This is a genomic window from Mariniphaga anaerophila (genome assembly GCF_900129025.1).
Taxonomy (GTDB): Bacteria; Bacteroidota; Bacteroidia; order Bacteroidales; family Prolixibacteraceae; genus Mariniphaga; species Mariniphaga anaerophila.
The window spans coordinates 528926-552523 of sequence record NZ_FQUM01000003.1 but is presented as its reverse complement, the minus strand read 5'-3'; the positions used below and the strand labels follow the sequence as shown (position 1 = coordinate 552523).

12 protein-coding genes and 1 pseudogene are annotated in these 23598 nt (G+C 43.5%); 8 read left to right on the top strand and 5 right to left on the bottom strand.

The window, feature by feature from the left end:
- Positions 1–10 precede the first annotated feature (10 nt).
- Positions 11–625, top strand: a complete 615-nt coding sequence (locus BUB08_RS08325) for a deoxynucleoside kinase (protein WP_073000689.1) — start codon at positions 11–13, stop codon at positions 623–625.
- On the opposite strand, the gene BUB08_RS08320 is transcribed toward BUB08_RS08325, so the two are convergent.
- On the bottom strand, positions 622–1614 hold the full coding sequence (locus tag BUB08_RS08320; protein ID WP_073000900.1) for an adenosine kinase: 993 nt from the start codon (positions 1612–1614) through the stop codon (positions 622–624). The genes BUB08_RS08325 and BUB08_RS08320 overlap by 4 nt on opposite strands.
- A 465-nt stretch (positions 1615–2079) precedes the next feature.
- Between BUB08_RS08320 and BUB08_RS08315 the strand changes: the two genes are divergently transcribed.
- A complete protein-coding gene (locus tag BUB08_RS08315; protein WP_083570654.1) occupies positions 2080–3735 on the top strand; it encodes a hypothetical protein in 1656 nt (551 codons plus the stop codon).
- 200 nt (positions 3736–3935) lie between these two features.
- Complete coding sequence (locus BUB08_RS08310) at positions 3936–5363, top strand: hypothetical protein (protein ID WP_139249647.1); 1428 nt, start codon at positions 3936–3938, stop codon at positions 5361–5363.
- 146 nt (positions 5364–5509) lie between these two features.
- On the opposite strand, the gene BUB08_RS08305 is transcribed toward BUB08_RS08310, so the two are convergent.
- The 3 genes from BUB08_RS08305 to BUB08_RS08295 all read right to left on the bottom strand — a co-directional run bounded on the left by BUB08_RS08305 (position 5510) and on the right by BUB08_RS08295 (position 11172).
- Positions 5510–8599, bottom strand: a complete 3090-nt coding sequence (locus BUB08_RS08305) for an efflux RND transporter permease subunit (RefSeq protein ID WP_073000679.1) — start codon at positions 8597–8599, stop codon at positions 5510–5512.
- Between the two features lie 24 nt (positions 8600–8623).
- A complete protein-coding gene (locus BUB08_RS08300) occupies positions 8624–9817 on the bottom strand; it encodes an efflux RND transporter periplasmic adaptor subunit (RefSeq protein ID WP_073000676.1) in 1194 nt (397 codons plus the stop codon).
- Between the two features lie 113 nt (positions 9818–9930).
- Entirely contained in the window at positions 9931–11172 is a 1242-nt protein-coding gene (locus BUB08_RS08295; protein ID WP_073000673.1) for a TolC family protein, read from the bottom strand.
- A gap of 292 nt (positions 11173–11464) precedes the next feature.
- Between BUB08_RS08295 and BUB08_RS08290 the strand changes: the two are divergent.
- Positions 11465–13654, top strand: a pseudogene (locus BUB08_RS08290) (ligand-binding sensor domain-containing protein); the annotation flags it as partial.
- A 797-nt stretch (positions 13655–14451) separates the two neighbouring features.
- Here BUB08_RS08290 and BUB08_RS08285 read toward each other — a convergent pair.
- Positions 14452–14799: a hypothetical protein gene (locus BUB08_RS08285; protein ID WP_139249646.1), complete on the bottom strand. Its 348-nt coding sequence runs from the start codon at positions 14797–14799 to the stop codon at positions 14452–14454.
- 386 nt (positions 14800–15185) lie between these two features.
- Here BUB08_RS08285 and BUB08_RS08280 point away from each other — a divergent pair, with 386 nt between their 5' ends.
- The 4 genes from BUB08_RS08280 to BUB08_RS08265 all read left to right on the top strand — a co-directional run bounded on the left by BUB08_RS08280 (position 15186) and on the right by BUB08_RS08265 (position 23562).
- A complete protein-coding gene (locus BUB08_RS08280) occupies positions 15186–18218 on the top strand; it encodes a SusC/RagA family TonB-linked outer membrane protein (protein ID WP_073000665.1) in 3033 nt (1010 codons plus the stop codon).
- Positions 18219–18229: 11 nt separating this feature from the next.
- Entirely contained in the window at positions 18230–19714 is a 1485-nt protein-coding gene (locus BUB08_RS08275; protein WP_073000662.1) for a RagB/SusD family nutrient uptake outer membrane protein, read from the top strand.
- Positions 19715–19733: 19 nt separating this feature from the next.
- Entirely contained in the window at positions 19734–21803 is a 2070-nt protein-coding gene (locus BUB08_RS08270) for a PKD domain-containing protein (protein WP_073000659.1), read from the top strand.
- Between the two features lie 106 nt (positions 21804–21909).
- On the top strand, positions 21910–23562 hold the full coding sequence (locus tag BUB08_RS08265) for a family 16 glycosylhydrolase (protein ID WP_073000657.1): 1653 nt from the start codon (positions 21910–21912) through the stop codon (positions 23560–23562).
- The last annotated feature ends 36 nt before the right edge of the window (positions 23563–23598 follow it).

Sequence of the window (23598 nt, the reverse complement as noted above, 5' to 3'; positions counted from 1 at the left end):
GAAGAAAATTATGCACATAGCCATCGCAGGAAATATCGGAGCCGGAAAAACCACGCTAACAGAGTTGTTGGCAAAGCATTACAGTTGGACTCCTCATTACGAAGACGTAGATGAAAATCCTTATCTGAATGATTTTTATAACGATATGCAGCGGTGGTCGTTCAATCTGCAGATTTTCTTTTTGAACTCCCGGTTTAAGCAGATTATTGACATTCGGAAGTCGGGGAAAACCATTATTCAGGACCGTACAATATACGAAGACGCGGAGATTTTTGCGCCTAACCTGCATGCCATGGGGCTGATGAGTACCCGCGATTTTAAGAATTACAAAACGCTGTTCGATTTGATGGTGAGCCTTATTCAACAGCCCGATCTGCTGATTTATCTCAGGGCATCTGTCCCAACGCTGGTAAATCAGATTCAGAAACGGGGACGGGAATACGAAAACTCCATTCGCCTCGATTACCTGAAACAGCTAAACGAGCGGTACGAAAAATGGATAACCAATTACCGACTTGGCAAACTGTTGATAATAAGTGTAGATGATCTGGATTTTACTTCAAATCCTGAAGATCTGAGCTCGATTATTGATAAAATCGATGCCCAGATTCACGGTTTATTTTAGGCTTCCAATTCCTTTACCGTTTTAAGAATTTCGTCCCATTTGCTTTCCGGGATTTTTGCGCCCATCACTTCAACTACTTTCCCGGAAACCAGCGCTGCAATTTGCCCGCATTTTTCAAGTGGCAATCCTTTAGCCATACCGTAAAAAAATCCTGCTGCGTAGTTGTCTCCGGCTCCCGTGGTATCAATGGCAGTTGCCCGAATGATTCCAACGTTGCACTTTTCACTTCCCCGTTGAATGAGTGAACCTTCTTTCCCTGTTTTTACCACGGCCAGTTCGCACAGCGCGGCTATTTCTGTTAACGCCTCTTCCGGTTGTTTGCCTGTAAAAGCCCGCGCTTCTTCTTCGTTGGCAAAAACAATGTCCACCTTTTCGGCAATGAGCTTTTTCAGAAAGTCGAGGTTTTGTTCAACAACATTAAAACTCGAAAGGTCAATCGCTACCTTCAATCCTTCGCTGCGCGCCAAATCCACCGCAGATTCAATAAGCGCGTGGTCTTGCACCAGGTAACCTTCAATGTACAAAATGGTAAAACCCTGAAATATTTCTGCCGATAATTCGTCGGGTTGCATGTCTGCCGCTGCTCCCAGGTAAGTAGCCATGGTACGTTCCGAATCCGGACTTACCAGCGCCATTACTCTGCCGGTTTCCTTCTCGCTCGGAAATAGAAATGTCGTAATCCGGTGTTGCTCAAATTCTTCTTTAAATGAAGTGCCCAGTTCGTCTTCCCCAATTTTTCCGATGTACCCACACTTTGTGCCTAGTTTTGCCAGTGTGTGTATTGTGTTGGCCGCAGATCCTCCGGTAGTAATTTGGCGTTTGTTGGATTGTGTGGCTTCATAAATTTTTCGCGAAAGCTCTGCATCAACAAGAGTCATGCTTCCTCTTGGCAGTCCGAAATCGTCCAGAATAGTGTCGTTTTCAAGAATGTTAATTACGTCAACCAGGGCATTGCCCATTCCAATTATTGCAGGTTTATTTTTATTCATTGTGTATGTTGTTTCCTTTTGATAAATCTGTTCTGAGTATTTTTTGTGAACAGGAGACAAATTAACAAACTTTTTTTGTGTAGTAAGAAAATCGAATCGATTTATTAAAAAGGTGTCGAACATACTTTTTTTGAAGAACTGAATCTTTTTTTTGGCATTTAAATCAAGAAAAGCCTGATTATTTGAATTTGATTGTAGAAATATTAAACACTGTAAATAATACTTACATGATAGGTATTCGTTTGATTTTCAATGTATAAACAAGTGTTGCTTGTTTAAGTGTTTAATAATTCAGCAATTCGGTGTTTTTGCGATATTGAAAGGAATGTGCTTAACTTGTTGATTATTAGTAGATTTTGATTGATTTTTTTTGTGGCACTCTATTTGGATTATTAATAGCGTATTTGTTAATGCTTTGTTTTTCAGTGTTTTAGTAAAATTATTAAAAAACTTAACATCAATATCATGAAAACAATTTTATCGTCATTGCTTATCTTGTTAGTCATCCCTTTCTTGGTTCGGGCAGAAGGGACTGATAATGAATCCCGGGAGCAGGCGCTGGGCAATAATGAAATGGCTGCTCAGGTATACAGCTCGCCGGAAACGGTGGAACTTGTGAAATATTGGATTTCCGGTTTTGAAGAAAGTAATCCCGACGCGAAAATCAACGTGGCAGAAATGTCTGACGGTTTGCGCATGTCCGATGATCAAATCTGTTTTTCCTCCGGGGTTTCAGAAAGCGACCCTTCCTGGAAAATAGTTGTGGGCCACGATATTATTGTGCCGGTATTCAATGCGGAAAATCCCTGGGTTAATGCATTAAAGGCACAGGGCGTTACTTCAAAAACGATTGGCAAAATGCTTTCTCAAAAAGCTGATTGGACAACCATCTTTGACGGTGCAACAAAAACACCAATTCGCGTTTTTATTGCGGACTCTGAACCTGTTGTTGCCAGGTTGTTAGGGTTTGCCGGAGTAGAGCGCGGAGGCTCTGAATTGTCTGTTTTAGTACCTGTTTCAGAACTTGTCTCAAAGGTGCAAAATGATAAATATGCAGTAGGTTTTTGCAGGTTGGCAGATGTACTTAATTCTGAAATGAATTCATTCGCAGGGCAGATTGCTATTTTGCCTGTGGATAAAAATGAAAATGGAAAAATAGACGGCTTCGAAAATATTTTTGGCAGTCCGCAGGCGTTAATTCGCGGGGCCTGGGTTGGGAAGTACCCACGGGAATTGTGCGCCGATATTTACGCTTTTTCGTCGGGGCAGCCGCAAAATAACGCTGCTTTGGAATTTTTAAACTGGGTGATTAACGACGGGCAGGAGTTGCTGGGAGCGCAGGGTTTCAGTAATTTGTCCGGAAGGGAGAAAGCTTCTGGGATGCTGGCTCTTACAAAACCTGTTTCCGGACCAGCTCCCGCCGGTTCTTCCCCCGGACTTCCTTCCGGAACAATTTTCCTGTTTGCCGCAGTAGCTGTTATGCTGGCACTTGCCATTATTTATTTTCTAAGAAAACAAAATACAAGCGTTCTCAACGAAGAGATCGAAGTTCCTCAGGCGCTGAATGTGAATTCGGTTGAGGCTCCGGGTGGTTTGTTTTACGACAAAACCTACACCTGGGCTTTTATGGAAAAAGACGGGCAGGTAAAAATTGGCATAAATGATTTTTTGCAGCACATTACCGGTACCCTTACTCAGGTGAAAATGAAAGCTCCGGGCGAAAAGGTCAGAAAAGGCGAAAAAATATTTTCCATTGTAAGAGAAGGAAAACAGTTGGAAATATTTTCACCGATATCCGGCAGCATAAAACAATACAACGAAGAGTTGTTGACATGCCCCGAAAAACTGAATCGGTCTCCTTATTCTGATGGCTGGGTGTATCAGGTTGAACCCGCTAACTGGCTAAGAGAAACCCGGTTTATGTTTATGGCCGACCAATTTAAAGAGTGGTTAGACGATGAGTTTGTGCGTTTGAAAGATTTTTTGGCGACCTCGGCAAATTCAAAAATGTTGGCATACAACCATGTTGTGCTTCAGGATGGGGGAGAGCTGACCGATAATGTTCTGGCCGAATTAGACCCGGAAGTTTGGGAGGATTTTCAGAAAAATTTCCTTTCATGAAGTAACAAGATTTTTGCTTTTGAAACTTGACAATAAAAGGATTGGGACGGTGCTCTTTAAGCGCCGTCTCTTTTTTTTCGTGGTAAGATGGAGTGTTAGAAGTGGCCGCTGTTAATCGTTGTTTTGCCTGGCAAAATCATATTGGTACGGGTTTTGCGTTATTGAGATTGAAGACTTGGTTCTTTTTAAAATTTAAAGCCATGAAAAATTTAATAATTACATCAATCATCGCACTGCTGGTAGCAGGCTGGAGCATAGCCGGGGCACAAACTTATTCGGGATTGCCAGGTGATAACCTAAATCTCTATGCGGTAATGAAACTTTTTCAGGAGTCGGAGACCCTTGAAGGTTTTGAGCGAAATCTTAATGATGAAAATTCGATGATTAACAACCTTGATTTGAACGGAGATAATCTGGTTGATTACATTATGGTGTTTGATTATGTCGACGGGAATGTACATACCATTGTACTTCGCACGGCTTTGGATCAATACGAAACCCAGGATATAGCGGTGTTTTCAGTTCAGCGTTTTAGAAATGGTTCCGTTCAGATTCAGTTAGTAGGCGACGAAATGCTCTACGGTAAAGACTACATTATTGAGCCAATGTATGCAGACGCCGGCGAAACGCCCAACCCGGGCTATATGGGGAATGTTGTACATACACCAAAAACAAAAGTAGTGCATACTACGGTTTACGAAGTTGCCACCTGGCCGTTGATAAGGTCTATTTTCTTGCCGTCGTATGTAGTCTGGCACTCTTCGTGGCGTTGGGGATATTATCCCGTGTACTGGAACCCGTGGCGCCCGTTCTACTGGCATACTTACTACGGATACCACAACCACTGGCATCATCACTATTATGCGCACTACCGCCATTGGAATCACTACAGGCATCCCCGGTATAAAAACTACTACTATACAAACATCAGAACCTATTCTCCCAGAATTAATGTGAACATTAACTCAGGGAAGTACAGAACAACATACTCCCGCCCCGATTTAAGAAGGAAAGGAGAGGTGATAGCAAGAAGAAGTTCAAGAAATTCAAATGCGGTAAAAAGTTCTTCTGTAAGCAGAGTGCGTTCTTCGGGTTCCACAACTGTTCGACGGTCTGGAAGCAACAACCGCAGTTCTGTTGAACGGCGTTCGACTACCGGGGCTTCCGCAGGTCAAAGGGCTGTTTCAACCCGGAAGTCAACCACAACGCAAAGTTCAGGAAGAGTTCAGAACTCTTCTGGAACGCGCAGCACCAGAACAGCCACCCGCAGTTCATCTAGCAGCACTCCGCGGAGTACAACAGTAACCAGGCCGTCATCTTCCAACAAAAGTTCTACGGTAAGGCAAAGAACAAATAGTTCAAACAGAGTAAATTCGACATCTTCAGGGCGGGAGCTGAAAAGCTCTTCTATACGCCCCAGTGTTAGTACCCGGCAAAAGTCGTCTTCAACTGTAACTAACAGGTCGTCTTCCAAGCCCCGGTCAACACCGAAAGTCAACAGTTCACGAAGCTCATCAAGGTCGTCTGGCTCTTCGGTAAACAGAAGTAATTCAGGCAGTCGAAGCCGTTCTTCTGAATCGGGAACCCGTTCGAGAAGTTCGTCATCAAGAAGTTCGGGAAGAAGGTAAAAGAGATGTGATTATTAGCTTTTAATGGATAAGTTGCTTTAATTGTTTCAACCTTCTCTGCAAAGTTGCAGAGAAGGTTTTTTATGTTTTTAAAATTCTGTTTTTGCTGATTTCAATAAAGAAACAATCAGTTTTTTGAATGATTTTTACTTGTTGCGTTTTGCTGCTTTTCGCTCTTTTCTGCCTTCCATCCAGTAGTAAATGTTAGGTAAAACCATTAGCGTTAGCATTGTTGAAGTAATTAACCCTCCAATTACCACAGTGGCTAACGGCCGTTGAACTTCAGAGCCGGGGCCGCTGTTGAAAGCCATGGGAATGAATCCGAGGCTGGCAACCAAAGCGGTCATTAGTACCGGGCGCAACCTGTCGGCGGCACCATCCAGAATTGCTGTTCTCAAATCGAGATTGTTGGTTTTCCGAATTTCGTTGATGTGGTCGATCAGCACAATTCCGTTTAGCACCGCCACACCAAACAGGGCGACAAAACCAATACTTGCCGAAACGGACAGGTACATGCCTCGCAGCCACAACAGGAAAACACCTCCTGAAAGGGCAAACGGCAGGTTCAGCAAAATCAGAATTGCATACTTCATTTTGCCGAAGTTGAGGTAGAGCAGGCCGATGATTATAAAAATTGAAAGCGGAACAACCAGTAATAAATGACGCATGGCGCGGCGTTGGTTTTCAAAAGTACCTCCGTAGTCAATAAAATAACCGGCTGGAATTTCTGCTTCCTCCCTGATTTTTTTCTCCAGGTTTGAAACGTATGAACCCAGGTCAATATCTTTTATATTGATGGCAACAATGAGCCTTCTCCAGCCGTTTTCACGCTGAATTTCACGAGGCCCTTCCTGAAGTTCGATGTTGGCAACACGCTTTAGGGGAACAAAATCGCCCCCGGGCAAATGCACCGGAACCTCCTGAATTTTGTACAACTCGTCACGCACGTTTTCAGGGTAGCGGACGACGATTTCGAAACTGCGTTGCCCTTCGTAAAGCACACCGGCAACACCTCCGCCTATTCCTGCTTCAATTACCTTTTGTACATCATTTACGTTAAGCCCGAACGACGCAACTGCCTCTCTGTTGATGTCTATTGTAAGGTACGGTTGCCCAACTGTTTGTTCTACGTAAAAATTGTTTGTGCCGGGTAACGAAGGCAAAAGCGATGAAATATTTTCGCCGATTTTAGTTAAAACATCCAGATCTTCGCCATAAATTTTTACTGCCAAATCTGATTTTACGCCGCTTGTTAATTCGTCTACCCGCATGGCAATTGGTTGCGTAAAGTTGTAAACCAGTCCGGGTTCTGTTTGCAGGTATGGTTCTATCTGGTCGATAATGTCTTGTTTTGTAACTCCCTCTCTCCATTCTTTTTCGGGTTTTAAAACAACCCAAACATCGGTCTGATGAACTCCCATCCAGTCGTTTGCCAGGTCGGAACGCCCGGTTTTTGGCACAACGGTTTTTATTTCAGGAATATTCTGAACGAGCATTCCGGCCAGCCAGTTGGCATTTTCAATGGATTGATCCAATGTTACCGACGGCATTCTCACCTGTTCCACCAAAATAGACCCTTCGTCCAGCTCTGGCAGAAACTCGGTTCCAAGTTTTGACATTAGAAAAACCGAAGCGCCAAAAATAACAACAGCGACTGAAACCACCAGCCACCTGCGATCCAGATATTTTTCCAGCGAATTGGTGTACCGGGGCCGCAGCCAGTTAATGAGTTTGTTTTTTCGCACCTTAACGCCTTTTCGGAAAATTATAGCCGAAATTGCCGGAACAAATATCAGTGCAAGCAACAACGAGCCAAACACAGCAGCTGCAACTGTAATGGCCATCGGGCGGTACATAATTCCTTCCATTCCGCTGAAAGTCATTATAGGTACGTAAACCATTAAAATTATCAGTACCCCGAAAAATATGGGGCGCACAACCTGCTGGGCTGCTTTTTTTATTACTTCAGTTTTGTCAGCACTTTTGTCGTTCTGAAGGCGGTGTACAATGTTTTCTACCATAACAACCGAGCCATCCACCACCATTCCAAAGTCGATGGCACCGAGGCTCATCAGGTTGGCAGCCAGCCCAAATTCCCGCATTCCGATAAAGGCAAATAACATAGAAAGCGGTATAACCATGGCAACAATAAGCGCTCCTGATATTTCACCCAGCATGAGCAGCAGAATCACAATTACCAGCATACCACCTTCAATCAGGTTTGTAGAAATGGTAGCTGTTGTTCGCGAAATCAGATCCGACTGGTCGTAAAATTTTTCAATTTGCACACCGTCCGGCAAACTCGCATTTATGGATTCAATTTTTTCTTCAATACCGGAAATCACTTCTCTTCCGTTTCCGCCGCGCAGCATCATTACAATCCCTGTTACCACTTCGCCTTTGCCATCCTGGGTCACGCCACCCTGCCTTATTTGTGTTCCGATTTCAACCGTGGCAATATCGCGAATGAAAACAGGTTTATTTGCTACATTTGTTACAACAATATTCCCAATGTCTTCGCGGGTGTTAATTTGTCCGAATCCCCTGATGATGTACTGTTCTTTATTATGTTCGATGTAGTTTCCTCCCGAAACGCTGTTGTTGTTAGCAATGGCGTCGAGCACTTCTGAAATTCCGATGCCAAATGTACGAAGCCTGCCCGGCTGGATTATAACATCGTATTGTTTTACGAAACCACCAAATGAGTTGATTTCAGTTACACCTTTTACAATTTTAAGTTGAGGGGCAATAAGCCAGTCCTGAATTTCCCGCAGTTCTGTAAGCGAATAGTTTTCGCCCCTGACAACATACTGGTAAATTTCGCCCAGCGCCGTAGAAATAGGCCCCAGTTGCGGGTTGGAAACATCGGGCGGCAATTCATCGGTAATGGACTGAAGCCGCTGGCTGACCATTTGTCGTGCAAAATAGATATCGGTGCCTTCGTCAAATTCAACGGTAACGGCCGACAGTCCGAATTGAGAAATGGAACGCACCTGTGCCACGTCGGGTAACCCGTTCATGGCTGTTTCGATGGGGTAACTCACCAGTTTTTCAACGTCGAAAGGCGAAAATCTTCCTGCCTTGGTGATTACCAGAACCTGCACCGGTGTTACATCGGGCAGCGAATTTATTGGCAGTTGCATCAGCGAAAAGTATCCTCCCACAGCCATTAAAACGACCAGGGCAAGGGCTACAAATTTTTGTCTGACACTAAATGTGATTATATTTTTAAGCATAAAAAATTCTTTTCAGTTGTTCGTTTATTCTTCAGCCATAACATCATACCGCGAAAGAGCTTTCAGACTGAATACCTTGGATGAAGCAACCTGCTCACCATCGTACAATCCACTTTCAACAAAAACATTTTGGACTCCGATTTCAGAAATAACAATCGGTCTTTTTTCAAATACCCCGGCTTCTTTTTCTACAAATACAATAGGCTGGTTGCCATCGTACGAAAGTGATTCAACAGGAATGGCAATGGTTTTTCTTGGCGAAGAAGACACAATTGCCAAACGCACATTTTCTCCCGGGCGTGGCCATTCGGCTGTTGTCGGGATGAGCATATTTACAATTACCGATCTGCTGTTTTCATCTACCCCCGGGTTTATTGATGAAATGGTTGCAGAAACGGTTGTCCCGAATTTTTCTTCCCTTCTCATTATTTTTACCGAGTCTCCCGTGTTAATAAGACGGGCATCGTCAGGAGAAACGTATCCTTTTACCATCACAATGCGAGTGTCGAGCACACGCGATAAATTCTCGAGTGCATTTACCGACTGGCCTAATTCTACAAAGTTTTTTTCGACCATTCCCGAAATGGGGGAGTGGACATGAAGTACCGGGTCAATATCGTCGCTGCTTACGAGCGCTTCAATTTCTTCGTCGAGCACACCCAGTGCTTTTAGTTTTGAATATGCGGCCCTGGAAGAGGCAGATGCCCGCTGATATTCAGCGGTAGCACGTTCCAGCTCGCTCACCGAGCTGATGGTTTCTTTTACCAACTGTTCCATTCGTTTTAGCCGGTTTGTCTGAAACTCCTCTTCGGCATAAGCCTGAAGGTACTCCGAAACCAGGGTTCCGTATTCAAGGCTTTGAATGTGGAACAGTACTTCGCCTTTTTGTACCCAGTTCCCTTCGTATTTATTTATTTCCCTGATTTGCCCGGCAATTGGAGCACTAATAATGCTGGCATGTTCCGGCGCGGGAAAAACAACACCGGGTGCAGTAATTATGTGGTTAACCAGGTTGCTTGCCACTGTTATGGTTTGCACTGCTAAGTCTTTTTGTTGCTGGCTGGTTAGTTTCACTACCGAAACTTTGCTCTCCGTTTTTAGTGATGGCGGCAACTCGGTAGGTTTAACTGTTGGAGCCACTTTATTTTCTTTCTTTTCAGCACACGAAAATGCTATAAAGAAAGTAACCAGGTAGATTGGTATTAAAATGCGTTTCATCTGTTATTTTTTTAAGTTTTTTATGGGAACAGACGGAATTCGATGAGCCTTCTATTGTTGCTCCGGGTCTGAATTCCATCCTCATGCTCATTTCATATATAAATTATTGTTTTTTAGTAAACAAGCTCTTGTCCGAGGTATTTCTCCAAAGACACCAGCTGAAGGTAATAATCGCGCAAAGCGGTTAAATACCGCAATTCACTGTCGAGAAAAGTTTGTTGTGCAGTTAACAGGTTTAACAGATCAATTTCGCCCAGTTGATATGCCCTGAGGCTTAAATCGCGCAACTGCGTTGCTTTGCTTTTCATGGTTTCATTGTACCGGTTTATAATGTTTCGGCTTACATCGTAATTGTGCCAGGCATATTCTATCTGGCGTTTAATTTCGAGGCCTACTTCTTTTTGTTTCCAAACAATCTCTTCTTTTTTTGCCAGGGCCTGGTTGATTTTTCCTTTCTGTTCGAAAGGATACCAGATTGGAATTTGCAGGCCAACTTCAAACCCTCTGAAGTTATAGCCGTCGCCAAGGTTTTGCTTGTACAGGTTTAAGCGGATATCCGGCAAAATATTGCTTCTGGCTTCTTTTAAAAAGTACTCGGTCGATTTTATTTCGTGCTCGGTTGCCAGTAGCCGGGGATGGTCTTTTTGGGTTAACAGCGTCTGTATTTGCGAAATTCGAATGTCGGAAGCCATTAATGTGTCGGAAAAAGTGATGGAGTACAACTGCTGCTCTTCCGGAAGACCCATGTTGTAAAACAAACCGTAGCGGGCTTTGTGTAAAATCCATTCGCTTTGGTCAAGGCCATTCTTGGCTTCATCGAGCCGCAATTCGGCGTTGGCCAAATCAATGCCGTTTGCCATCCCTGTTTCATATTTGGTGTACACCGCATTGTATAAATCTTCGGCAAGGGCTAATTGGTTTTTCCTCGACTTTTGCAACGATATTGCATAAAGCACCTCAACGTAGTAGCTTTTTATTTCTGCTGTAACTTCTTTTTCAACGGCGTCAAGTTCCAGCTTCATCGCTCCTGCCTCTTCTGACAGGCCTTTTAAACGGTAGGCGGCAGTAACCGGAAAATCAAATTCCTGCGAAACAGAAAATCTTTTTTCATCAAAAGCATCGCCCGGACCATTTCCAATGCCTTCTTTAAAGTAGCTGATTTCGGGCGCGGATATTCCGGTTTCCGATCTCCAGCTATTTTCTTTTTGTTTTAAGATAGCCCTCATCTGCTGTATTTTTGCGTTTTTCTCCAACGCAAATTGAACAGCTTCTTCTATCGTTAGCTTATTGTCTTGTGCCGTAGCCGGATAGAAAGAAAGGATGGAAATTATTAAAATAAGGTATAATCTATTCATTCTGATTAATTAAGAAATAACGTTTAAAATTAGTAAAAATAGCACTTCATTATAAAAGACATTAAAGTATTTTATTGAGAAAATGTTCATTATTTAATATTTGTCGAAAATTGAAAAAGAACTTTACAACTACCCAAAAAGGTTATTTGACACCAAACTTTTTAAAAACTTGCGCACTTGTGAATTTTTTTTGAGAAATATTTGAGTGGAACGATGTTGCAGGTTGCAAGCCCGCTTGTTATTTGTTCCTTCTGATTTTATAATTTAACTTTAACAGGCAAAAGCGAAGAATATGCAAAGGACACTTATTACTTTCTTTTTGTTTTTTCCTTTTTTATGTTTTGCAGGAGTGAAGGACATCGGTACTCCCCGGATTTACAATTACACAAAATCGGAATACAATGCAGGAACCCAGAATTGGTCCATAACCCAGGACAGTCGGGGGTTTATGTATTTTGCCAACAACGACGGAATTTTGCGTTTCGACGGTGTTAGTTGGAATTTAATTCCGGTTTCTCCTGTTTCGCCGGTGCGAAGTGTTTTTTGCGACAGTAAAAACAATTTGTATGTTGGTACAATTAACGATTTTGGAGTACTGGAGCGCGAGGATCCCCGTGCTTCCCGTTTTGTTAGTTTGAAAAATCTGCTTCCTGCCGACATTCAGAATTTCGATGATATATGGCAAATTCACGAAACAACGGACGGAATCGTTTTTCAGTGTTACAAATACCTGTTCGTTTATAATGGAAGGCAGATAAATGTTATTGCGGCACAGAACAGTTTTTACAACTCTTTTAAAGTTGGAGAAACACTTTTTGTGCAGGATAACGAGGTCGGTTTTTTTGAACTGCAAGGGCAGAATTTAGTTCAGTCGTTGGATCTGAAGGAAATTACGCGCAGGGACATTCGCGCAGTGCTTCGTGCCGATACCGGGAAACTGCTGATTGGCACTGAAACCGAAGGCTTGTTTTTCGCCGATGAAAAGGGAATCCGGCAGTGGAAGTCGCCGGTAAATGAGTTTGTAATTAAGAACCGGCTCTATTGCGCAACAGCTTTATCCGGAGATTATTACGCTTTTGGTACCATACTGAACGGGGTAGTTATTTCCGATAAAAACGGCAACGTTGTAAAAGCGTTAAACACACATCGTGGAATTCAGAACAACACAGTACTATCGTGTTTTGTGGATCGGGATGAGGATTTGTGGTTAGGGCTCGATAACGGCATCGATTTAGTGGAGCTGAGTTTACCGCTGAGTTTTATTGGTGGAAGAAATATCGGTTCCGGTTATACCTGCCGGGTGTTTAACGGAAACCTGTACCTGGGCACCAACCAGGGTTTGTATGTTTCTCCGCTGTCGGGGAACAACGAAAATCCTTCTTTCGAACTGGTTAAAAACACAGCCGGACAGGTGTGGTCTCTCGATGTTTTCGACAATCAACTGATTTGCGGACACAACCAGGGGACTTTTAATGTTGAAGGAAATTCTGCGTTCAAAATCAGCGAAAAGGAAGGGGCGTGGAAATATATTGAACTCAACAATAAAAAGGAATACCTGCTTGGCGGGCACTACCAGGGCCTTGTTCTTTTGAAAAAAGAAAACGGCGGGTGGAAATATGTTAAGGCCGTCAAAGGTTTTGATGAGTCGAGCCGCTACCTGTATCAAGATGAGCAGGGATACATTTGGATTGGGCATGGCGGGAAAGGCATTTACCGGTTGGCGTTAAACGAAAATCTGGACAGCGTCTCCGTGCTGCAGCATTATACTACTAAGCAGGGGTTGCCGTCTGATGCAGGGAATATTTTATTACGACTGAACAAAAAACTCTATGTTTCTACCGATAAAGGCATTTACAAATTTGACTACGAAACCAACAACTTTGTACCTACCGACGAACTGGAAGCGCTTTTTGGTGACTGCGGAAAACTGAAAACAGTGAGTGAAGACGGAAAAGGAAACATCTGGTATCTTTCTGATCTGGAAACGGGAGTAACCCGGCAAAATGAGGATTTAACCTACACGAAAATTACCGCTCCGTTTAGCAGCTTAAGAGGTTTGTTTGTAAATGCGTTCGAGTTCATATATCCGTACGATGAGGAGAATGTTTTTTTCGGCCTCGAAGATGGTTTTGTGCACTACTCGCCCAGCCTCACCCGCTCGTATAACAAACCGTTTCAATCGTACATTTTCAAAATCGAATTGCCTTATATCGATTCGGTAGTTTATCACAGGGTGAAAGAGCAGAAACTTGAATACGAATTTCCGTTTCGGAAAAACATACTTCGGTTCGATTTTGCATCGCCGTTTTTTGCCAACAGCACGCCGCTAAAATTCAGTTATTATCTGGATGGCTTTTCTGACGAGTGGTCGGCGTGGTCTGACGAGTTGTATGTTGATTTTACAAACCTGCGCGAAGGCGACTATCAATTTCAACTAAAAGCCAAAAATATTTATGGGGTAGAAAGCGATGTTTCAACCTTTTCGTTTTCAATACTACCTCCCTGGCACAGGTCGGCACTTGCCTATTTTATTTATGTTTTGATAGTTTCCCTGTTGGCATTCTTCGTTGTCAGGTACATTCTTTTTCGCATTGACCGGTCGAAGCGAAAAGAAGAATTGCGGCACGAACAGGAAATGCAAACCAGGGAAGAACAGTTTCATCGCGAATCGCTGATTGCCGAGAAGAAGATTGTTGAGCTGCGCAACGACAAGCTTCGTTCGGAAATGAAACACCGGGATAAAGAGCTGGCCAACCAAACCATGGGTATCATTAAAAAGAACAGATTTCTGACCAAAGTGAACGAAGAACTCAATGGTATTCACGACATCATTAATAGTGCGGCGGCCAAAACAAAAATCCTGAGCCTGAAAAAACGTATAAAAAAAGAGATCGATTCCAGGCAGCAATCACAGATTTTTGAGACCTATTTTGATGAAGTGCATGAAGAATTTTTCAAAAGGTTAAAAGCGCAATTTCCTGTTCTTACTCCAAGCGATTTGCGGCTTTGTGCTTTTATTAAAATGAACCTGACCACCCAGGAGATTGCCACAATCCTGAACATTTCGTACCGCGGAACAGAAATCAGTCGTTATCGGTTGCGAAAAAAATTGGGGCTCGACCGAAGCACTAACCTGTCTGTTTTCCTTTCGAATATTTAAACAGTTTTACTAAGGCGTACTGAGTTTCATTCGCGGCCGGCAAACGACAGCCCGGGGTTGAAGAGAGCCTCAGAAGTTTTCATCTGACCTGAATTATTTTGCAAAAAAAGGGAGAGTATTTACTCGTCGCAACTGTAAATCGTTTCTATAAATTCAACTTCAGAATTAAACGTTTCTATTTCGTCTGGTCCGCTGTAAGTTTTTATGGTGTCGCCCTCTATGTCAACAATCGATATCGAAAAATACATATCACACAAGGCTCCTGTAAAAAACGAATAGTAAACCGTGTCGCCTTTGTAAAAAGCTTTGTTAATTTTTAGCTTGCAGGTGGTGTTTTTATCACAAGGCGATTTCAGATTGATAAACCATTCTTTGTTTTCAACATTTTTGTTGTTGTCTGTGGAGGTTTCTTTTTCGCAGGATACAATAAAAGAAATGAGCAAAATGGCTAATACGGTTTTTTTCATTTTAAAGTGATTTGCAGTTGTAGTTTTTTTATGATGCATGCAACCGTGTTTTGGTTGCTTGGTTTTTGTCAAAAGAGGTTATAAAATAGAATAATGGTGCAATTTTTCAAGTACAGCAAGTTAGCTAATCTGAAAAACGAAACAGGAAGTCGACTTCTGGCCCCGGTTGAAGGAATGACCTTTTTTGAAAAAGAATTCAAAATTAAATATTTGATTATAAGATTGTTGGGTTTTTGCTGATGTGTTTTTGAAGTGCCTTATTTTTTGATTTGTAGGGTTTAAGCAGAGTGTATTCTTTTGATTCAGTGGGTACTGTTTTAGATTTTTGAGCAAAATTAAAAGCGGGCGCTAATTCTCGCAGTGAAAATTACAAATCTAAAAATTGTATGAAGAAATTTATTTATCTGATTCTTTATACTCTGTTATCTTATGGAGTATATGCGCAGGAAGTTACACTCAGAGGAACAGTAACTGCTGCCGATGACGGGATGCCTTTAATAGGCGTTACCGTGGTTCAGGAAGGAACAATAAATGGTACGGTTACCAATCTGGATGGCGAGTACCAGTTGTCTGTTCCGGCAGATGCCAGTATTCAGTTTTCATTTATTGGTTTAAAAAGCCAGGTGATTCCGGTTAACGGACGGACTGAAATTAATGTAGTTCTGGAAACAGAAACAACCGGTTTGGATGAAGTGGTGGTTATTGGCTACGGTACTCAGCGTAAAGAAGACGTAACAGGTTCTGTTGCGATTGTAAATTCTAAAACCATTGAAAACATAAAACCCGTAAAGGTTGAACAAGCCTTGCAGGGAACAATGGCAGGAGTAAATGTAACTACCCAGTCGGGTGCGCCGGGTGCCGGTCTCGATATTCGTATTCGGGGTATCTCTACCAATGGCGATGCTTCTCCGGTGGTTATTATCGATGGATACCAGGGCGATTTAAGCACCTTGAACCCGAGCGACATTGAAACCATTACTGTTTTGAAAGACGCGCAGGCTGCTATTTATGGTACGGTAGGCGCAAACGGAATTGTTTTGGTAACCACCAAATCGGGCAAGAAAAATGCTCCAACAAAAGTGACCATCAACAGCTCGTTAGGAATTCAGGAAACCAGCAAAAAGCTGGACGTGTTAAATGCAACTGAATATGCAGTAATCCTGAATGAAAGTTACGCTGCCAGTGGTCTGGATTTGCCTTTCCCAAATATTTCCGGACTGGGCAGAGGAACAAACTGGCAGGATGAGATTTTCGAAAGAGCTCCGATATATAATAACGATATCAGTATTTCTGGTGGTTCAGACAAGATGGTTTATTCACTGAGCGCTTCAGACCTGCGTCAGGAGGGGATTATCGGAAGAGACAAGTCTGGGTTCAACAGAAATACCGCAAGGGTAAGCCTGGGGAGCGATTTGAACGAATGGATTAAATTCAACACGTCGCTTACTTTTACAAACATCGACCGCAAATCGTTTAATGATTTTGGTCTGGGCTCTGTTCTTTTTAATGCGTTAAACATGCCGTCAACTACCCCGGTTTACGACGGAAACGGAGATTACACGTTGGCTTCTACCAATCTTGGAATCGAAATAATTAATCCGCTTGCCCAGATTGATAATACGTACAACGATTACAACCTGAAAAAGTGGAACGGAAATGTAGGGTTTGATTTTCAATTGCACCAGAACTTGAAAGCAACTACCCGAATCGGTTTTAACACAACCAATAGCAATTATAAGTCGTTTTCGAAAATTGTTGATTACGGCGGCAAAGTGTTCGATGTAACCAGGAGCAGCGTTTTTCAAAACAGGGAGTCGTTTAACGACTACACTTTTGACGCATTTCTTAATTACACGAACACTTTTAATGGTGTACACAATTTTACTGCAACACTCGGAACAACAGTTTATAAAACTTGGGGCGATCATCTGGACGGAACAGGTTTTGATGTTCCGAATAATTCGTGGGATTTTGCTGACATTGGCCTGGCCAACGGTATTCCCGATTCAAAAGTGGTTAACTCGTGGAGTTACGACCAGCGCAGGTTGTCTTATTTTACCCGCGTGCAATACGATTACGACAGCAAGTATCTGTTGTCTGCAATGCTGCGCCGCGATGCTTCCACAAAGTTTGGCCCGGATAATACCGTAGCGTATTTCCCGTCGGCAACACTGGGCTGGAACATTTCCAACGAAAGTTTTATGGACGATTCAGAAGACATCGACTTATTGAAACTGCGATTAAGTTACGGTATTCTGGGATCGGATAAAATTGCCGATTACCAATACATTTCTCAGTTGAACGGCGAGGCAACTTACGTGTTTAACGGTATTTTGGTGAACGGAACAGCAGTGGGCGCAAGCCCTAATTCATCCATCAAATGGGAGCAGTCAGAACAGTTTGATGTAGGTGCCGACCTGAAGCTTTTCAATAACAGGCTCGATATTAATACCGACTATTTTATCAAGAAAACCAACAACCTGCTTATCGGCAACATTCCGGTTTCGGGTATTTTGGGAATTGCTGCTCCTGGTGCAGCAGGGCCGACGGTAAATGCCGGTACAGTTAAAAACAGTGGTTTTGAGTTTGCCATTGGTTTCAGAGGGCGCATTACCAGCGGCCTGACGTATGATATCAATTACAATGTGACCACACTAAACAACGAAGTACTGGAAGTTAATAACGGTTCCGGTTTTATTGAAGGAGGCGATTTTGGTGTGGGGCAACCTGCTCCGGCGCGCATGGAAGTTGGTCTTCCAATCGGCTATTTCTACGGTTACAAAACCGACGGAATATTCCAGAGCCAGGCCGAAGTGGATGCACACCCGTCGCAGGCAGCACTGGGAGCGGCGGCGGCACCCGGAGATATTCGCTATGTGGATGTAAATAAAGACGGGAAAATTGATGCTTCTGACCGTACTTATATTGGCGACCCGATTGCTGATGCCGTTATGGGGCTGAATGTGACATTGAATTTCAAAGGCTTCGATTTTGTTGCTTATGCCTACGCTTCGTTGGGGAACGACATGGTTAGAAATTACGAACGTACCCAGCCCAATGTAAACCGGTTGAGCTATGTAATGGATCGCTGGACCGGCGCCGGCACAAGCAACGAAGTGCCCCGCGTTACAACAGCAGCAACTGCCAATACATTGTTCTCATCGTTTTATGTTGAAGACGCTTCTTTTTTACGGTTGCAGAATCTTCAACTGGGGTACACCATTCCCAAAAAAATTACAGAGAAAGCTAACATAGGTTCGTTGAGGCTCTATTCGAGTGTGAGCAACCTGTTTACTTTAACAAAATACAAAGGATACGATCCGGCTGCATCAAGCGGTTCTCCAATTGGCAGCGGTTTCGATTCAGGATTTTATCCGGCTGCACGGACGTACACATTCGGATTGAATCTTAACTTCTAAAAACTCAGAAAATGAAAAACAAAATAGCTAGAAAAATCATATTTACACTTGTTTTGATAATATCGGTATTTTCATATTCGTGCAAAGACGATTTTGTCAAAATTTCACCGGAATACTCCATAGATTCTGAAAACTATTTCAATTCGGAAGACGATTATTACAATGCGCTGGTAGCAGCTTACGACATGTTGCAGTCAACTTACGTAAATGTAATTGTTGGCGAAATTGCCTCTGAAAATACGCTTTGCGGAGGCGAAAGCGCTGTTGATGTTCCCGGCTGGCAGCAGATCGACGACATGATTCACACACCTGTAAACAGTAACCTCCGGGATATCTGGAACTGGATGTTTGCCGGTGTGCAGCGTACTAACTATTTCATGGAATTTAAAGATAAAATTGATTTCTCGGCAAAAGAGGAAATGATTGGGGAAGTCAGATTTTTAAGGGCTTACTACAATTTCGAGCTGGTAAAATGGTTCGGTCCGATTCCGCTTAAAATTGATGAGCGTTTTAAACTGGGCGACGAAACAACTATTCCGCGTTCGCCGGTTTCAGCAGTGTACGAACATATTGAAAACGATCTGCTGCAAGCCATTACCGTTCTGAAAACTACGCCGGCGCAAACAGGTCGCGTTACAAAAGGTGCCGCACAGGCGTTGCTGGGAAAAGTTTATTTGTACCAGGAAAAGTTTGGCGAAGCGGCTTCAGTTTTTGAAAATCTGATTAACGACGGCAATTATTCGCTGGTTGAAGATTACGATTCAATTTTTGAAAGTAAAGGCGAAAACGGCTCAGAATCGGTATTTGAAGTTCAGTACACCGATGTTGAAGGTGCCGGATTTGGTTGCTTGCAGTGCAGCGAAGGAAATGTTGCTGTCGGGTTTAGCGGTGTTCGCGGCTACGAAGGGCCACTGTTTACCGCCGGTTTCAGTTTTAATGTTCCCACCCAGGAAGCTGTTGATCAGTTTGAACCCGGAGATTTGCGTAAAGATGTTACCATTCTCGACATTGAAGCGTGGGCGGCAGAAACAGAAGCAAAATATACAACCGGTTACGAACATACCGGCTTCTACAACCGGAAATATCTTCCGCGGAAAAGACGTTCTGAGGCACAGGGCGATTTGAACTTGACCAACCCGAATAATTACCGCGCTATTCGTTATTCCGATGTATTATTGATGGCTGCCGAAGCCAATAACAGAGGAAATATTTCAGACGCAAAAGCTCAGTCGTACCTGAACGAGGTTCGTGCACGGGCATTTGGAGATGAAAATCATAATGTAACCCTCACCGGAGAAGCGTTAACCGAAGCGATTTATCACGAACGACGGGTTGAGCTGATGGGCGAAGGCCATCACTTTTTCGACCTGGTACGCACCGGAAGGGCTGCAGGCAAAATCGATGGTTTTGTTGCCGGGAAGCACGAACTGTTTCCGGTTCCGCTCGAAGAGATTGAATTCTCTAACGGGAACTGGACGCAAAATCCCAATTACTAAACAATAAAAAGTAGAAAAGATGAAAATACTAAAATACAATATCGCATTCATTCTTATTTTACTGGCAACAGTTGCATGCGTTAAAGAAGATAACCTGTTTTCGCTGGAGCATATTACTGCACCGGAGAACGTAAACGCTGTATTTGATGTCACGCAGGATAACACCGGGCTGGTAACGATTATCCCGAATTCAGAAGGAGCAACAAGTTATTCTGTCGATTTTGGTGACGGAACTTCTGCTGAACTCAAAATGCTCGAAAGGGTAACGCATATTTACACCGAAGGTGTTTATCAGGTTGAGATTGCCGCACACGGAATTACCGGCCTTACCACTACTATTACCAAAGAGCTGAACGTTACGTTTAAAGCTCCTGAGAATTTGGTTGTTACCATTAAAAAAGACGTGGTGAACCCCAGGAAGGTTTCTGTTTCGGCTACTGCCACTTATGCAACTGTTATCGATGTTTATTTTGGCGATGTGGTTGATGAGGAAGCAACGCATGTATTGCCGGGAGAAGAAGCAACGTATACATACGAAGAACCGGGCGATTACGAAATTCGAGTGGTGGCAAAAAGTGCCGGTTCTGAAACAACCGAGTATACAGAAACGGTGACTATCGAAGCAGCGTCCGACCCGGTTAACCTGCCCGTTAATTTTGAATCGTTTACGGTGAATTACGCATTCGTGGATTTTGGCGGGGTTGTTTCATCTGTTGTTGACAACCCGGATCCGTCCGGAATTAACACCAGCTCAAAAGTTGGTCAGTCGGAAAAAACCGCAGGCGCCGAAACCTGGGGTGGAACAATTCTTACTTTGGAAGCGCCCATCGATTTTTCTTCGAAAAAGGAATTTAAAATTAAAGTGTGGTCGCCTAAAGCTAACGCCGTTGTAAAACTTAAAGTTGAAAATCTTAACGATGGAAATATTGCTCACGAAGTAGATGCTGTCACCACTGTAGCCAATGAGTGGGAAGAATTGACGTTCGATTTTGCGGCAATTGATGTTGCGCAGGAATATCAGAAAGTAGTGCTGTTTTTCGACTTCGGAAATGTTGGCGACGGAGCTGTTTATTTCTTTGATGACATCAGGCTGGTTAGCGCTCCCACAATGGGTTCAGGTATTGAAGGCATCTGGAAAGTTGCTCCTGAAGCCGGTTCTATGGGAGTTGGTCCCGGGCCCGGAGATCTGTCGTGGTGGGCAATTGATGATGCAGAAGTTTCCCGAAGAGCTTGTTTCTTCGACGATACTTACGTATTTAATACCGACGGAACTTTTAGCAATGTTTTAGGTTCCGAAACCTGGCTCGAAGGTTGGCAAAGTGGTAGCGCCGATGCATGCGGTGTACCGGTTGCTCCACACGATGGTACTGCAGCTGCAACTTTTTCTTACGACCAGAATGCCGGTACTGTAACGGTTTATGGCAAAGGCGCATATTTGGGAATCCCGAAAGTGATTAATGGAGGAGAACTTACTAATCCGCAGGATGCACCTGAATCCATTACATACAATGTTGAGTTGAATGAAGACAAAACGGAGATGATTATTGACATTGATGTTGATGGTGCCTGGTGGAGGTTTAAACTTGTAAAAGAGGCCGATTTTCCGTCTTCTCCAATTGAGGGAAGCTGGAGCATTGCTCCTGAAGCGGGCTCATTGGGCGTTGGCCCTAATCTTGGCGATATCTCGTGGTGGGCCATCACCGATTCCGAGCTTGTAGAGCGTGCTTGCCTATACGACGATGTGTATGTTTTTGGCGCTGACGGTTCTTTTAGCAATGTGCTGGGCGCTGAAACCTGGATTGAAGACTGGCAGGGCGGCAGTAATTCCTGCGGCACACCTGTTGCTCCTCACGATGGTTCTGCTGTTGCTACGTATACATACGACGCCGATGCAGGAACAATTACGTTGAACGGAACCGGAGCTTTCCTCGGAATACCAAAAGTGTATAACGGCGGAGAGCTTGGCAATCCGCTGGATGCTCCCGTATCGGTTACTTACGACGTTTCACTGTCAGAAGACAATATGGTTATGACATTGGATATTAGCACTGGCGCAGCCTGGTGGAGATTTAAGCTTGTAAAAAATTAGAAAAGCAATAATGAAACGACCATGAGAAATTTTTTCATACAAATACGAAAAATAAGAATCATGGGAGTTTCATCTTATGTCTTAAATAACAAACAATTTTAATAAGATGAAAAATCTAAAATATATATTGATACTCCTGCTCGGATTCCAATTGGTGTTTACCGGGTGCGAAGAAAAAAACTACGAGTTGGGCGAGTTGGTTACTCCTTCCAATGTTGAAGTGACCTTTGAAGTGGTCGGTGTCGACGAAGAAAACCCATACGGAGATGGCAGCGGAATTGTAAATTTTGTGGCAACTGCCGACAATGAGATTACGTTTAATTACCTTTTTGGTGATGGCAAAGACAACAAAGTCGCTCCCGACGGAAAAACTTCGCATCGTTTTTCCAGACCCGGAGTAAATACATACAATGTTACTGTTGCGGCAGTCGGAACAGGCGGCCTTTCTGCAAGCAAAACCATTCAGGTTGAGGTTTACAGCAGTTTTTCCGATGAGGAAGCTTTGGAACTGCTTACCGGCGGAAGCTCAAAAACATGGTACTGGGCTGCCGATCAGCCGGGGCACATCGGACTGGGGCCAAACTCAGATGTAGAAGGAAAAACTTTTGCTGACTGGTACAATGCCGCTCCTTACGAAAAGGAATGTATGTATTCTGCCGAGTTTGTGTTTACAAAAACAGGAGACGGAGAGATGACATTCGAACAAACGGTAGGCCCGTCTTATATACCGGGAACCTACGCAGGAAAAATCGGTGTTGGTGCTGATGCATGTTACGGCGAAGATGTAGTTACCAATATGTTTGGAGTAAAAAATGTTTCGTTTTCCCCGGCTTCTTCTATTGCTACTGAAGCAGGCGGTTACCGCGGAACCAGCATAACCATCTCTGACGGAGGCACATTGGGCTGGTATGTGGGAAAAAGCGAATTCGAAATTATACAGGTAACCAATAACATTCTGAAGGTTCGTATTGAAGAAGACTCGGAATATGCATGGTACCAGACTTTGACTTCGGTAAAACCGGGAACTGAAAAAGAGACCGTTGATGTTGAGTATTCCAACCTGGTTTGGAGTGATGAATTTGACACTGACGGGCAGCCTGCAGCGTCAAACTGGACTTACGATATTGGAACCGGCGATAACGGCTGGGGCAACGGTGAGGCGCAGTTTTATACCGACCGTGCAGAAAATGTTACGGTGGCCGACGGAGTGCTGAAAATTACAACGAAAAAAGAGGAGTACCAGGGAAGAAGCTACACTTCTTCGCGGATAAATACCAGTGGCTTGTTCGATTTTACCTACGGGCGTGTGGATGTGCGGGCAAAACTTCCCGAAGGCGGAGGAACCTGGCCTGCAATCTGGATGCTCGGTTCGTCTTTTGAATCGGCAGGATGGCCGGCATGTGGCGAAATTGATATTATGGAAGCAATCGGGAACAACCCGGGGCATATACAGGCCGCAATTCATACTTCATCAAGTTCTGGTGCAACCGAAAATATGGGCTCCACAACTGTTGAAGATGCGTCGTCTGCGTTCCATGTTTATTCGGTTAACTGGTCGCCTGATCAGATCTCGTTTCTGGTTGATGACGAAATTTATTATACCTACAAACCGGAAGTTAAAGATGCCGATACCTGGCCGTTTGATGCACCGCAGTTTATTATATTAAATGTGGCCATGGGCGGAAGTTTAGGCGGTCAAATTGCCGATTCGTTTGCAGAATCGACAATGGAAATTGATTATGTGAGGGTGTATAAATAGCAGAGCAAATTAATCAAGGGGGGTTAATATTCACTC

Bases quoted from the DNA above. Each gene is read 5' to 3' on its own strand.
- BUB08_RS08305 (WP_073000679.1), bottom strand. From the start codon at position 8,599: ATGCTTAAAAATATAATCACATTTAGTGTCAGACAAAAATTTGTAGCC.
- BUB08_RS08320 (WP_073000900.1), bottom strand. From the start codon at position 1,614: ATGAATAAAAATAAACCTGCAATAATTGGAATGGGCAATGCCCTGGTT.
- BUB08_RS08295 (WP_073000673.1), bottom strand. From the start codon at position 11,172: ATGAATAGATTATACCTTATTTTAATAATTTCCATCCTTTCTTTCTAT.
- BUB08_RS08300 (WP_073000676.1), bottom strand. From the start codon at position 9,817: ATGAAACGCATTTTAATACCAATCTACCTGGTTACTTTCTTTATAGCA.
- BUB08_RS08280 (WP_073000665.1), top strand. From the start codon at position 15,186: ATGAAGAAATTTATTTATCTGATTCTTTATACTCTGTTATCTTATGGA.
- BUB08_RS08325 (WP_073000689.1), top strand. From the start codon at position 11: ATGCACATAGCCATCGCAGGAAATATCGGAGCCGGAAAAACCACGCTA.
- BUB08_RS08265 (WP_073000657.1), top strand. From the start codon at position 21,910: ATGAAAAATCTAAAATATATATTGATACTCCTGCTCGGATTCCAATTG.
- BUB08_RS08285 (WP_139249646.1), bottom strand. From the start codon at position 14,799: ATGAAAAAAACCGTATTAGCCATTTTGCTCATTTCTTTTATTGTATCC.
- BUB08_RS08315 (WP_083570654.1), top strand. From the start codon at position 2,080: ATGAAAACAATTTTATCGTCATTGCTTATCTTGTTAGTCATCCCTTTC.
- BUB08_RS08275 (WP_073000662.1), top strand. From the start codon at position 18,230: ATGAAAAACAAAATAGCTAGAAAAATCATATTTACACTTGTTTTGATA.
- BUB08_RS08270 (WP_073000659.1), top strand. From the start codon at position 19,734: ATGAAAATACTAAAATACAATATCGCATTCATTCTTATTTTACTGGCA.
- BUB08_RS08310 (WP_139249647.1), top strand. From the start codon at position 3,936: ATGAAAAATTTAATAATTACATCAATCATCGCACTGCTGGTAGCAGGC.